This window comes from Geothrix sp. 21YS21S-4 (assembly GCF_030845995.1).
GTDB lineage: Bacteria > Acidobacteriota > Holophagae > Holophagales > Holophagaceae > Geothrix.
Window position 1 is genome coordinate 997,040 of sequence record NZ_CP132719.1, and the last position, 12,687, is coordinate 1,009,726.

The window sequence follows — 12,687 nt, forward strand, 5'->3', positions numbered from 1 at the left end:
CCGGATTGGTGATCCTGGCCCATTCCCTCCGTCACGGCTTGGGGGCGTGTGCCCACGGATCCCGAGCCCATCCGGCCGAATCGGCCTCAGGAGCAACGCATGAACTCCCGCTGGACCCGCTTTACCTTGACGGCCCTGGCCTGCGCCACGGTCGCCTCGGCCCAGACGTCCTCCACCGCAGGCGCCGTCCGCGGCGCGATCAAGGACAAGAGCGGCCGGCCCGTGGCCGGCGCGAGCCTCTCCCTCCGCAACCGGGAGACGGGCTTTACGCGGACCGCCACGTCCAATGCCCAGGGCGAATACCAGATCGGCCTCCTCCCCGTGGGCAGCTATGAACTGACTGTCGCCGCCTCGGGATTACGGACCCTGAAGGATGCCAATCTGACCGTTTCGCTGGGCCAGAGCACCATCGCCAACTTCAGCCTCGACCGCGCGGACGCCGCGGCCACCGTGGAGGTGGTCGGCGCCTCTACCGGCGTGGACGCCAAGGAAGTGAACGTGATGACCAGCGTGGATTCCGCGGTGATCGAGGCGGTGCCCCTGGTCAGCCGCAACTTCACGGATGTGGCCAAGCTGTCGCCGGGCGTGGTGTCCGGGAACGGGAACCGGCTGGTGGTCGAGGGCGGGCGGCAGATCTTCAACGCCGTCCAGATCGACGGCGCCAGCACCAATTCCGCGTTCTTCAACGAGCAGCGCGGCGGCGTCTACACGCCCTTCATCTTCGGGGCGGACACCATCAAGGAACTCCAGGTCGTGACCAACGGGTACGACGTCCAGTACGGCCAGGCCGGCGCCACCATCAACGCCGTGACCAAGACCGGCACCAACGAGTTCTCCGGCAGCGCCCTCTACCAGATCCGCCGGACCAATTGGAGCGCCGCGCCGCGGGCCGTGCCCTTCGATCCCAACAATACCTTCAACACGCCGGCGAACCTCCAGCGCTTCAACGATTCCACCAACGTGAACTTCAACGTGGGCGGGCCCATCGTGAAGGACAAGCTGTGGTACTTCCTGGGCGTGGAGCGCTACAACAAGAGCATCACCGCCAACCCCATTCCGACGACGATCAGCGCCGGCGCGGGTATGACGCAGACCGACTTCAACAACCTGGTGGCCAGTCCCCTGGGCGGCGTTCTCACGAACCGGAATGGGCTCACGCTGGCTCAGGAGCTGGGCAATCCGGGCGCGGGGATCCCGGCCCACGCCTATCCGATGGAAAACACCAACACGGTGTACTTCGGGCGCCTGGACTACGCGCTGAACGAGAACCACCGGTTCGTCCTCCGCCTCAACTACCAGACGATGACGGACACCCTCAACAACACCAGCGCGAACTCGAACAACGCCGAGAGCAACAACATCCCCACGAAGACGAACTCCATCAGCTGGGTGCTGGAAGCCAACGACATCTGGACGCCCGAGCTGTTCACCGAGAGCCGGCTTCAGCTCGCCCGCGAGGCGCGCCCCATGCGCAACAACTCCGTGGCGGGCGTGCCCTCCCTGGAAGTCCCCACCAGCGCCAGCTTCATGGCCTTCGGCACCAAGACCTCCACGCCCCGCGAGAGCAACGAGAACACGCTGCAGTTCTTCAGCGCGACGACGTGGACCCACGGCGACGTCCAGGTGAAGGGCGGCCTGGACCTCATGAAGGTCGACGTGGACAACCAGTTCTTCCAGAACAACGCCGGCCGCTTCCAGTTCGGAACCTACGGCGCCGCGGCGGACTGGGCCAACGGTACGCTGGGAGCCGCCAACAACGGCGCCATCACCTATTCGGGCGCGGTCAGTCCCTACAATGGCCGCATCCTGATGTGGACCAAGACCAGCAGCTTCTTCGGACAGGTGCAGTACTCGGGCCTCCTCGACAAGCGCCTGACGCTCACCGGCGGCCTGCGGACCATCAACCAGACGTTCTCGAACAACCCGGCTCCCAATCCCAATTTCCAGGGGCTGGACCAGGCCACCAAGGCCGATGCGGTGGATCCGCGGTTCGCCTTCAGCTTCGACGTGGACGGCCAGGGCCGAACCGTGGTGCGCGGCGGCTACGGTTCCTTCAGCAGCCCCACGCCGCTGCTGCTCCACTCCAACACGATGACGGGCAACGGCCAGATCATCACCAACTACAGCTTCTCGCTCAACCGCGCCAACGCCGCGAACCTGGCGCTGTTCAATTCGGGGCTCCTCAGCGCCTCGAACCTGATCAACGGCAGCGCCATGCGCAAGCTGTCGGATTCCGAGCTGTCCACGGTCGCGGCCCTTCCGCTCTTCACCGCGGGAGCGTCGTCCACGTCCCTGTGGGATCCCGACAACAAGCTCTCCCGCTCGAAGAAAGCCAGCCTCGGCGTGGAGCATGACCTGGGCAACAACCTCGTCCTGGGCCTGACCGCCACCTACGTGAGGTACGAGAACCTGCAGCGCTTCGAGAACATCAACCTGGGCCAGACCGGAGGCCACGCCTACGAGGACGGCTACGCCCCCGGCCTCGACGCGTGGAGCACTGCCGCGCGACCCAACTACGCCATCATCCGGGGCCATCGCGTGGACTTCAACCGCGCGTCGGTCACGCCGGGGAATCCCGTCGGGGGCTTCAGCGACGTATACCTGGTCCGTACCGACGGCTGGGGCCACTACCGCGGTCTGAGCTTCTCTGCAAAGAAGATCTGGAACGACAAGACCGGCGTCATCGCCAACGTGACCTACTCCAAGGCCCAGGACACGGGCTCCTTCGAGCGCGGAACCTACACGTCCGCGAATTCGAACTTCAGCAGCGAGCTGGGGGCCTCCCTCACCCCCGATCCCCAGAATCCCGCCTCCAACTACGGCTACGGGGACAGCGACCGCCGCTGGGTCGCCAACCTCGTGGCCTATTTCCCCATCGTGTGGGGGATCGAAGGCTCCGTCCGGGGCCTCTACCAGAGCGGCCTGCCGTATTCCGCCTACCTCGCGGCGGATTCCAACGGCGACGGGATGGCCAACCACTTCGCGCCGGGGCACACCCGCGGCGACGAGCGGCAACCGGGCTATACGCAGTTCGACCTCCGCGTGAGCCGGAATTTCAAGGTCTACGGGCGCTTCGAGATCGAGGGGATCATCGACGTCTACAACGTCTTCAACAAGGCCGACTACAGCGTCCGCTCCCCCAACGGCTACATCGTCTCCAACGCGGAGTACGGCCAGTTGGGAACGGTGAGCAAGGACAAGACCCGCGAGGTCCAGCTGGGCATCCGCCTCAAGTTCTGACCCCGCGCCTCCCAACAAAAAGCCCCGCGTTCGCGGGGCTTTTTGTTGGGCTTTGCCGGTGGTTCAGATCCTGAACCGCGCCACCAGGGAGTTGAGCTGCTCGGCCAGGTGGCTGAGCTCGTCGACGGTGCGGGTGGATTCCTTGATGGTGGCGGCCATCTCCTCCATGGCCGCGGCATTCTGCTCCGCGATGGCGGTGAGGTTGCCCATGGCGGACACCACGGACTGGCTGTCCTGGCTCTGGGCCTGGCTCTGGCCGCCGATGGTCTTCATCCGCTCGGCGGAATCGGTGATGGCGCTCTGGATGCTGTTCAGGGCGTCGCCGGCGGTGTTCACCATCTTGGTGCCGTCGGCGATGGCGCGGTTGGAGGTCTGGATCAGGGCCGTGATCTCCTTGGCGGCCGTGGCGCTGCGCTCGGCCAGCTTGCGGACTTCCTCGGCGACCACCGCGAAGCCCTTGCCGTGCTCGCCGGCCTTGGCGGCCTCGATGGCGGCGTTGAGGGAGAGCAGGTTGGTCTGGTTGGCGATCTCGGTGATCACCGTGAGGATGTTGCCGATCTGCTTGGAGTTCTGGTTGATGGCCTGCATGCCGGAGATGGCGCTGCCGACGGCGGTGCCGCCCTTTCCGGCCGCCTGCTGCGCGCCCTCGAAGACCTGCAGGGCGTCGGAGACGTTGGAGTTGACCACCTGGGACGCGCCGGCGATGCCCTGGACGCTGGAAGTGGTGGTGGAGACGCTGGCCTTCTGGTTCTCCGCGGACTGGGCGATGCTCTGGGCCGTGCTGTGCATCTCCGACATGCCCGCGGACATCTGGAGGGTGCCCGACGCGATGTTGGTGGAGATGGCCATCACCTGCTGGACGATCTGGTGGATGTTGTCCACGAAGCGGTTGAAGTGGCCCGCCAGGGCGGCGATCTCGTCGTCCCCGTGGACGTCGAGCCGCGCGGTGAGGTCGCCCTCGCCTTCGGAGATGTCCCGCATGCGCTTCTGGATGTTCTCCAGCGGCGTGACGATGGCGTTGCCCAGCAGGAACGCCGCGGCCATTCCGGCGCCCAGCATCAGGAGGGCCAGGACGGCCATGCCGAGGAGGGCTCCGGCCTGATCCGTGCGCAGCCGGTCGCGGTTGGCCAGGAGCATCAGGTAGGACTTGGTGGGCGCGCCCTCGATCTTCACGAGCGCCCCGACCACCAGGTAGCCGTTCTTCTCGAAGCTGAGGTTCTCCTTGCTGAGGTCCTTCTTGGCGGCTTCCGCAAGGAAGGCCTCGGCGAAGGGGGTCAGGTCGATCTGGGACGTCTTGGCCTTGGACTTGGTCACGACCTTGGCGGCGCGGGTGGCGGCGTCCTGGGTGATGAGGGCCGCCTGGGTGATGTCGTGGTCGTCCTTCATGCCGTCCAGACCGCGCTCCACCAGCCCCAGATCCTCGAACTGAACGCCGGACTGGATGCCGTCGGACACCAGCGACGCCAAACTGCTGGCCTTCAACTGGAGACCGTCGTTCAGGGCGCTGTTCAGCCGCCAGAGGGAGAAGATCGTCGCCGCGAAACTGAGCACCACCGCCAGCGCGAGGATGGAATACAGCAGCTTCTTGCGGACGTTGAGGTTGTTCCAGAAGGCCATGGACGCCCCTACATGAGGTATGTCTTTATCATCGGGCGATGGGCCGCCCAGGTTGAATTGTGGCCGCTATTTCAGCGTGATGACGGTGGCTCCCGCCCCCCCCTGATTCTGGGGGGCGTCCTCCACCCGCGCGATGCCCGGGTGCCCGCGCAGCGCCTCACGGACCGCGGCTTTCAATTTTCCGGTCCCATGCCCATGGACGATGCGGATAAATCGCCGCCCGGCCGCCAGGGCCTCTTCGACAAAGCGATAAATCTCGCTGTCCACGTCGTCGCTGGCCCGGCCGATGAGGTTGATCTCGGATTCCACGTCCTGGACCTCCGCGCGCACCCTCACCCGGCCCGAGGGCCGGGGGGCGGCTTCCCGGGCGCCGATGGGCTCCAGTTCGCCGAGGCGGCACTCGAGCCGCCGCCCCTGGGGCGTTTCGAGCACGACGCGGTCCCCCTTCAGAGACGCGACCTTGCCTTCGACGCCGAGGCCCCGGTGGCGGGCGTAGCCTCCCTCGCGAACCTCGCGGGGGGGCGCCGGCTGGGATTTGGCGCCCCGGGGCGCCAGCTCGGTCTCGGCGAGGCGGGTGAGCTGCTTCACCCGCTCGTGGGCCTCCGTGCCCAGCCGGTCGGCGTTGATCTCGGCGGCTTTCTGGCGCTCCTTCAACTCCTTCACGAGCCGCTTGCCCTCGTAGTCGAGGAAATCCAGCACCCGCGCCACTTTCTCCTTGGATTCCTTCTGGAAGCTCTCCCGCTCCAGCCGGAGCTTCTCCTCCCGCTGGCGGAGGATCTCGCGGTCCTTCTCGGCCGCCGCCTCGCGCTGGCGCAGGGTTTCGGTCTCCTCCAGCAGGCGGGTGCGCTCGGCCTCCAGCTCGCGCAGGAAGTCCCGCCAGTCCTGCTCGCGCTTGCCCAGCACCCGGTGGGCGTGCTCCAGCACGGGTTCCGGCAGGCCCAGCTTGGCGGCGATGGTGAGGGCGCGGCTCTGGCCGGGCTGGCCCACCAGCAGGCGGTAGGTGGGCGCCAGGCGATCCTCGTCGAACTGGACGGAGGCGTTCTGGAACCGCGCGTGGCGCAGGGCCCACTGGCTGATTTCGCCGAGGTGGGTGGAGCAGAGGATCCAGCAGCGGCGGCGCGACAGCGTCTGGAGAAGGGCGACGCCGAGAGCGGCGCCTTCCTTGGGATCGGTCCCCGTGCCCAGCTCGTCCAGAAGCACCAGCCCGCCGTCGCGGACGTGCTTCAGGATCGCCTTCAGATGCAGGATGTGGCTGCTGAAGGTCGACAGGCTGCCGGTGATGGTCTGGTGGTCGCCGATGTCGGCGTGGAGGCTGGGCAGGGCCGGGAAGCTGGAGCCCTCCCGCGCCGGCACCGCGCACCCGCAGGCGGCCAGGGCGGACAGGAGCCCCACGGTCTTGAGGACCACGGTCTTGCCGCCGGTGTTCGATCCGGAGATGACCAGCCCCGGCTTTTCCGCCTCCAGCACGAGGTTCAGGGGCACGACGGGGTGGGGCAGCGGCTCCAGGCCCATGCTCTCGCGCACCGCGGGCAGGAGCAGCGGATGGCGGGCCTCCAGAAGGCACAGGCGCCCGCGCTTGGGATCCGGCTCAAGGTCCGGCAGGCGGCCGTCGCACAGCGCCGCCCAGCGGAGGAGCGCGATCCCTTGGTCCGCCTGGGCCTGGAGCGCCCGCCAGCGGGCGAAGTCCTCCCGCCGGACGCGCAGGTCCGCCAGGAGTTCGCGCAGAAAGGCCTGCACCGCCTGGGCGTAGTCGCGGTCCGCTTCCACGAAGGCGTTGTTGAGGGGGACGGCCTCCATGGGCTCGATGAACACGGTGGCGCCGCTGCCGCTGCGGTCCAGGACGAGACCGGGCATCAGGCTCCGCCGCTCCTGGCGCACGGGGAGGCAGAACCGGCCGTTGCGCTCGACGACGGTGGCCTCGTTGAAGGCGTCGGGCGAGCTGCGGAGCAGCTTCTGGAGCTTGGCCTGCACGGCCTGGAACGCGTCCTGCCGCGCGCGGTGGAGGCTGGCGAGCGCCGGGATGCGGAGGGGATCCAGCTGGCCGTCGGCGTTGAAGCTCTTGGCGAGGCGGTCCGCCAGCGGCGCGGGATCGGGAAGCAGGGCCGCCGTCACCTGCAGGCGGTCGATGCCCAGGTGGACCCCGTGGGGCGCGGGCCGGGTCTCCGGCCAGGGAAGGGACGCGAGGCTCTGGAGCAGGCGGGACATGGCCTTCAGCCCGTCCCGCAGCTGCCGCCAGTGCTCGGGCAGCAGCCATCCCGCCGGATTGAGCAGCTCGTCGAGGGACTCGTCCATGGCGAGGATGGGCAGGAGGTCCGGCGACTGCGTCCACAGGTTCTGGAGCTCCATCTGGTGCAGCCGGCGCAACCCCGCCAGCCCGTCCCAGGGATGCATCGCCCCGAGGGCCGCCTTCGCCGGCGCCGTCCGCGCCCCCGACTGCACCAGCCGCGCGGCGTCGGGGAATTCCAGGGCATCGAGTTCGCGGTTCATCGGAGCGCCTTCAACCTCCTCTTCCAGTAGAACAAAAAGGCCCGCATCCGCGGGCCTTTCAAGTGCAGTGCGAACGGCTGCGGCGAGTATCAACCGATCAGGCGACGCTCCTGTGCGAGGCGCTTGAGGGTCTTCTTCTCGGTATTCGCTTTGCTCATACGCGAGACCTCACGCTTTTAGCGTGCGGCTGAATCAACCGATCAGACGACGCTCCTGTGCGAGGCGCTTCAGGGTCTTCTTACGGGCGGCAAGCATCTTCCGCTTGCGCTTGGTGCTGGGCTTCTCGTAGTGCTGGCGCTTCTTCAGCTCGCTGAGGATGCCGGACTTTTCGCACTTCCGCTTGAAGCGGCGAAGGGCGAACTCGAAGGTTTCGTCTTCTTTGACCTTGACCAAAGGCATGTGGATGCACCTCCTTTCCCGTGGATTTCGGATCGGGCCTGCCGGGGCAGTCCGGGCCGAACGAACAGCTTACCGCAGGCGGGCGGCGATGGCGAGGCGCAAAACCTCCAGCTACTCTGGATCTTTCACGGGATCTTCCGGAGGACCATGTCGCGCCCCCTGCTTCTCCTTGTGGACGGAGAACCCCTGCGGACTCCGGGCCTGGCGTCCGCCCTGGAGAGCGACGGGTGGACCCCGCGGTGGATCCACGCCTCGGAAGCCGGGGAATTCCTGCGGATGGGCATGGAACCGGCCCTCCTCGTGATGGGTCCCGCCGCGCCGCGCAGTCTGGCCCACCGCCTCCGCGAGCGCCGCCCCCGCCTCCCCGTGGTGACCCTCTCCCACGGTGGGGATGACTCCCTTCCGGACGATCTCGAGATCCAGGGCGCGCTGGACGGCCTCGCGTCGGAGGCGGGCATCCTGGAACTCCTGCGCCGCCATCGCCCGGAACCGGCGGGCCCCGCCGCTCCCGACCTGTTCGGGGACCTTCTGACCGAACTCGAGAGCGAGCCCGGAGGGGCCTTCTCCCCCGGCCCCTTCGCCCTGTTCGAAGGCCCGGGCCGTGCGCCCGGCCTGCCCGCGCCGCCCGCGTTCCAGGCGCCCCTCAGCGCCGCGGACATCTTCGGGTCGGTCCTCGAGGAACTGGATGAGGTGGAAGCCCCTCCCGCCGGAAAGCCGGCCCGGGTTCTGCCTCCGTCCGCTTCCGAGGCGGGGATCACGTCGGACTTCACCCTCAGCGGATTGGCGGGCGTCCACGATCCCTTCGATCGGTCCGGTCTCTCCGTTCCGGTCCAGGCGCCCGCTTCGGCACCCCGTCCCGCCGTTGAGGCACCGGAGGCTCTGGAGGAATACGGGAACTACTTCCTGCTGGAGAAGATCGCCGTCGGGGGGATGGCGGAACTGTTCAAGGCCCAGCAGCGGGGGGTTCAGGGGTTCCAGAAGATCGTGGCGATCAAGCGGATCCTGCCCCACTTCAGCGACAACGAGGACTTCGTCACGATGTTCATCGACGAGGCCAAGCTGGCGGCCCAGCTGACCCATCCGAACATCGTCCAGATCTTCGACCTGGGGAAGGCGGGGAGTTCCTACTACATCGCCATGGAGTACGTGAACGGTCGGGATCTCCGCACGCTTTTGAGGCGGGCACGGGAACACGAGGTCCACATCCCCGAGCAGGTGGCCGCCTTCATCGTGATGAAGGTGGCGGCGGCCCTGGACTACGCGCACCGCAAGCGCGGCTTCGACGACCGGGAGCTGAAGCTGGTCCACCGGGACGTCAGCCCCCAGAACATCCTGCTTTCCAGCGAAGGCGCGGTGAAGCTGGTGGATTTCGGAATCGCCAAGGCCGCCACCAAGGCCAGCCACACGGTATCGGGCGCCCTCAAGGGGAAGCTGCTCTACATGAGCCCCGAGCAGGCCACGGGCCAGTCCCTGGACAACCGCTCGGACGTGTATTCCCTGGGGCTCGTCCTGTTCGAACTGCTCACCCGGGAGCGGTGCTTCCAGGCGGATACCGAATTGGGGGTCCTGGAGAAGGTGCGCCTGGGCCGCATCAGCGACCTCAACACGCTGAATCCTGAGGTCTCCCAGGAAATGGCGGCCATCGTCAACCGCGCCCTGCAGAAGGGCGTCGACCACCGCTACCCCTCGGCCCGGTTCATGGAGCGGGACCTGCGGGACTACCTTCAGCGCCAGGGCTCGCCCCTCGTCGAGCACGACGTGGCCGAGTACGCCAACACCCTCCTCAATGGAACGCGAGAGGACCTGGAGCGCCTGACGGCGGCCCGGTTCCAGGTCAGCGGAAGCACGACCGGAGCCGACCGGACGCTGGGCGCCCGGTCGATGGGATCCGCGCCCCGGCCCGCCGCTCCGGCGCCCGCTCCGGACCTCCCGCTTCCGAAAGCCGCCGTCGCCCGCCCGCGTTGGATGCTGCCCCTCATCGTGGCGCTCGCCGCGCTCCTGGTGGGGCTCCTCCTCCTGGCGCGCATGTCCTGAACGGATCCCGCCGGGTTGTGATGAACCTCAACGCGCCGGTGGAGGTAGACTCGGGATCTCTCTCCCCTTTTCGACCCCATTCCCTGCCGGAGCATCCCATGGATCTGAGCCAGGACCAGAAGGCCTTCTACGAGACCACCCGCGAGCGCTGCCGCTCGGAGGTGACCCAGATCAACAACACCATCGCCTCCGAGGTCCAGCGCGTGAAGGATCTCCTCACCAGCCTGAGCAACCGGAAGACCGCCGTGCTCCAGATGTACGGCGCGGCCTGCGACGTGCTGGGCGAAGGGAACGACCTCGCCGAAGAGTCCATCGACATCGAGTTCTAGCGCTCCGCCGTCGTTGCCGCGGCGGCCCCTATTCGTGGATCTTCATCAGCGGGGCGGCGCACTTCTGGCAGTTGCTCTGGTGCGGCGGGTTCTTCTTGCCGCAGTGGCTGCACACCAGGATGTGGACCTGCTTCCGGCGCCAGATCCGCAGGTACAGGATCCCCAGGATCAGCACCAGCAGGCCGCCCTTCTGCCACGGCTGGAGGAGGATGCCCGTGGGGCTCTCCTTGGGCTTGGGGGGCTGCTCTTCGAGGCTGAGGGTGGGCTGTCTCATGATTCGGGGCTTTCATCCGGCAGGGCGGCGTCCTGGATTCCCGCGCCGAAGAGGCCGTCCTCGGGAAGGGCCGGCTCCAGCGCCGCGAGGGCTTCGGCCTCCAGCCGCCCTTCGCCGAAGTCCGACAGCTGCGGCAGATCGTGGAGGCTCTTCAGTCCGAAGTGGAGGAGGAAGGCCTGGGTGGTGGCGTAGGTCATGGGCCGGCCCACCACGGGCTTGCGGCCCGCGGGCGTGATGAGCTGGCGCTCCATCAGGCTCTTCACCTGGTTGGCGCTGCTGGTGACGCCCCGGATGGCGTTCAGCTCCGTGATGGTGATGGGCTGCCGGTAGGCGACGATGGCCAGGGCCTCGATCTGCGCCGGCGTGAGCCGTCCGCTGCGGGTGGTGGTGACGAGCCGCGCCACCATCTCGCGGTAGATGGGACTGGTGGCCATGCGCCAGCCTCCGCCCACCTCCATCAGCCGCAGTCCCGAGGGACCGTCCAGGCGCTCCTGCAGCTTCTCGATTCCCTGGAGCAGCGCGCCGTCGCCGAGGCCCGTGAGTTCCCGCAGCCGCGCCAGGTCGAGCACCTCGCCCGCGGCGGTGAACAGGGCCTCCAGGGCGCCGGGCAGGTTGCCGCCTTCATCCCACAGGGGCTCGTGATGGAAGATCTCCTGGTCGTTCACCGGCAGGCTCCCAGCCGCTGCCCGACCTGGACCGCGCCTTCCGTCCGGAGGGGCGTCCACGCCTGCGCCCGCGGTCCGCCCACGAGCAGGACCACCGTGGATCCGAACTCGAAGGTGCCGAGGTCGTCGCCGGGAACGCAGGGCAGGGCGTCGACGGGAAAGCCGCCGTCGCGGGGAAGGGTTCGCCCACCCAGCCACCGCGGATCGATGACCACGCCGCCCACGTGGGTGGCGCCCACGAGAACCGCCGCCACCTCCAGCCCCTCGCAGGCGCCGGTGCCTTCCGCCATCCAGACGGCGCGGCGGTTGCGCTCGTAGAGGCGGGGGACGCTGCCGGTGCTGGCGTCGTTCACCGGCCACAGCTCGCCTTCCACCCGGCTGACGGCGGTGACGCGGCCTTCGAGGGGGACGTGGATCCGGTGGTAGTCCTTGGGCGAGAGGTAGAGGGTGAGGAAATGCCCGCCCTCAAACCGTCCGGCGTTGCGCTCGTGCTTCAGCAGCTCCGCCACGCGGTACGGCAGGCCCTTGGCCTGGATTGCGGTGCCCGCGTCGATCCGTCCGCTGGCGATGATCCGCCCGTCCACGGGGCTGTTCAGGTACCCGTCGGTGGGCGCGTCCTGGGGGCGGATGCCGGGCCTCAGCCGCCGCGTGAACAGGGCCTGGAGGCTGGGATAGTCAGCGAGCGGGAATTCCGCGTCGGACAGGGCGATTCCGTAGTGGCGGGCGAAGCCGCCGAGAAGGGGGTCGCGCCAGGACGCGGGCAGGGGGCGCGCCGCGACCCATCCCACCACCCGGGAGCCCAGGCGCTTGGGATAGAACCCGAGCAGGCGGAGACCCAGGGGGCCCGGCGTCCAGACCAGCACGTAGATCGCCCAGAGCAGGGCGAGAACGAGCGCGACGCGCGCGGGCGGAGGCCAGGACAAGTGCATCTCCCCAGAATACCCGCCATGGCCGTCGGTCGCCCCGGGTCGCCCTGGATAGGATGGCCCCATGCGATGGACGCGCCTCACTCCCGCCGACGGCCACTGGATGCCCTGGAAGAACGGGGGCGGCCGGACCCTGGAGCTGGCCGTGGATCCGCTCGGCGCCACCCTCGCCGAAGGCTTCCGGTGGCGGCTCAGCACCGCGGAGGTGGCCGTTTCTGGGCCGTTTTCCGCTTTCCCCGGCGTGGACCGTCTTCTCCTGCTGCTGGAAGGCGAGGGCTTCCATCTGGACTTCGGAGCTCATGGGCAGGTGGCGCTCCGCGAGGTTCTCTCGCCCGTCGCGTTCTCCGGCGATTGGCCCGCATCGGCGGAACTGGTGGACGGGCCCTGCACGGACTTCAACGTGATGGTCGACCGCCGGCGATGCGCGGCGCGGGTCGAGGCTTTCCGCCTGGATGCGCCGCGAGCCCTCGCGCTGGGCGCGGCGACGGTGCTGGTGTTCGTGGCGCGGGGCATCGCGTCGGCACCGGACCTGGGCCTCCACCTGGGGCGCCGCCACACCCTCCGCATCGACGGCGGAGCAGGAACGCTCTCCCTGGCACCGGGCCTGTGTGGCGCCGATGTGGTGGTGACAAGGCTAGATTCCATCAATGCGTAGATTGTAGGTTTCCGGCAGGCGGCTCCGTGGTAGCGTGGCGCCCACACCCACCCACCGGAGG

Annotated in this window: 10 protein-coding genes; 4 read left to right on the plus strand and 6 right to left on the minus strand. The window is 68.3% G+C overall.

Annotated elements, in window-relative coordinates; genetic code table 11:
* The first annotated feature begins 99 nt into the window (after positions 1–99).
* Positions 100–3,240, plus strand: coding sequence for a TonB-dependent receptor (locus RAH39_RS04500; RefSeq protein WP_306591610.1), 3,141 nt, complete (start codon positions 100–102; stop codon positions 3,238–3,240).
* A 63-nt stretch (positions 3,241–3,303) separates the two neighbouring features.
* Here the strand turns inward: RAH39_RS04500 and RAH39_RS04505 are convergent, their stop codons facing one another.
* The 3 genes from RAH39_RS04505 to rpsU all read right to left on the minus strand — a co-directional run bounded on the left by RAH39_RS04505 (position 3,304) and on the right by rpsU (position 7,743).
* Complete coding sequence (locus RAH39_RS04505; protein WP_306591611.1) at positions 3,304–4,857, minus strand: methyl-accepting chemotaxis protein; 1,554 nt, start codon at positions 4,855–4,857, stop codon at positions 3,304–3,306.
* Between the two features lie 66 nt (positions 4,858–4,923).
* Entirely contained in the window at positions 4,924–7,344 is a 2,421-nt protein-coding gene (locus RAH39_RS04510) for an endonuclease MutS2 (protein WP_306591612.1), read from the minus strand.
* Between the two features lie 192 nt (positions 7,345–7,536).
* Positions 7,537–7,743, minus strand: a complete 207-nt coding sequence (rpsU, locus tag RAH39_RS04515; protein WP_306591613.1) for a 30S ribosomal protein S21 — start codon at positions 7,741–7,743, stop codon at positions 7,537–7,539.
* A gap of 147 nt (positions 7,744–7,890) precedes the next feature.
* On the opposite strand from rpsU, the gene RAH39_RS04520 reads away from it, so the two are divergent.
* Positions 7,891–9,777: a serine/threonine-protein kinase gene (locus RAH39_RS04520; protein WP_306591614.1), complete on the plus strand. Its 1,887-nt coding sequence runs from the start codon at positions 7,891–7,893 to the stop codon at positions 9,775–9,777.
* Between the two features lie 98 nt (positions 9,778–9,875).
* The gene (locus tag RAH39_RS04525) at positions 9,876–10,106 is read left to right on the plus strand and encodes a hypothetical protein (protein ID WP_306591615.1); all 231 of its coding nucleotides are present in this window, start codon (positions 9,876–9,878) and stop codon (positions 10,104–10,106) included.
* 28 nt (positions 10,107–10,134) lie between these two features.
* Here RAH39_RS04525 and RAH39_RS04530 read toward each other — a convergent pair whose 3' ends face one another.
* From RAH39_RS04530 to asd, 3 genes are read right to left on the minus strand one after another with little or no spacing between them, the layout of a single operon-like run.
* Entirely contained in the window at positions 10,135–10,380 is a 246-nt protein-coding gene (locus RAH39_RS04530; RefSeq protein ID WP_306591616.1) for a hypothetical protein, read from the minus strand.
* Positions 10,377–11,045, minus strand: a complete 669-nt coding sequence (gene scpB, locus RAH39_RS04535) for an SMC-Scp complex subunit ScpB (protein ID WP_306591617.1) — start codon at positions 11,043–11,045, stop codon at positions 10,377–10,379. The genes RAH39_RS04530 and scpB overlap by 4 nt, the downstream gene beginning before the upstream one ends.
* Positions 11,042–11,968 carry an archaetidylserine decarboxylase gene (gene asd / locus RAH39_RS04540; RefSeq protein WP_306591618.1) on the minus strand — a complete coding sequence of 309 codons (927 nt, stop codon included), beginning with the start codon at positions 11,966–11,968 and terminating at the stop codon, positions 11,042–11,044. The genes scpB and asd overlap by 4 nt, the downstream gene beginning before the upstream one ends.
* Before the next feature lie 67 nt (positions 11,969–12,035).
* Between asd and RAH39_RS04545 the strand changes: the two genes are divergently transcribed.
* Entirely contained in the window at positions 12,036–12,626 is a 591-nt protein-coding gene (locus RAH39_RS04545; RefSeq protein ID WP_306591619.1) for a HutD/Ves family protein, read from the plus strand.
* The last annotated feature ends 61 nt before the right edge of the window (positions 12,627–12,687 follow it).

Bases quoted from the DNA above. Each gene is read 5' to 3' on its own strand.
- RAH39_RS04500 (WP_306591610.1), top strand. From the start codon at position 100: ATGAACTCCCGCTGGACCCGCTTTACCTTGACGGCCCTGGCCTGCGCC.
- RAH39_RS04505 (WP_306591611.1), bottom strand. From the start codon at position 4,857: ATGGCCTTCTGGAACAACCTCAACGTCCGCAAGAAGCTGCTGTATTCC.
- RAH39_RS04510 (WP_306591612.1), bottom strand. From the start codon at position 7,344: ATGAACCGCGAACTCGATGCCCTGGAATTCCCCGACGCCGCGCGGCTG.
- rpsU (WP_306591613.1), bottom strand. From the start codon at position 7,743: ATGCCTTTGGTCAAGGTCAAAGAAGACGAAACCTTCGAGTTCGCCCTT.
- RAH39_RS04520 (WP_306591614.1), top strand. From the start codon at position 7,891: ATGTCGCGCCCCCTGCTTCTCCTTGTGGACGGAGAACCCCTGCGGACT.
- RAH39_RS04525 (WP_306591615.1), top strand. From the start codon at position 9,876: ATGGATCTGAGCCAGGACCAGAAGGCCTTCTACGAGACCACCCGCGAG.
- RAH39_RS04530 (WP_306591616.1), bottom strand. From the start codon at position 10,380: ATGAGACAGCCCACCCTCAGCCTCGAAGAGCAGCCCCCCAAGCCCAAG.
- RAH39_RS04545 (WP_306591619.1), top strand. From the start codon at position 12,036: ATGCGATGGACGCGCCTCACTCCCGCCGACGGCCACTGGATGCCCTGG.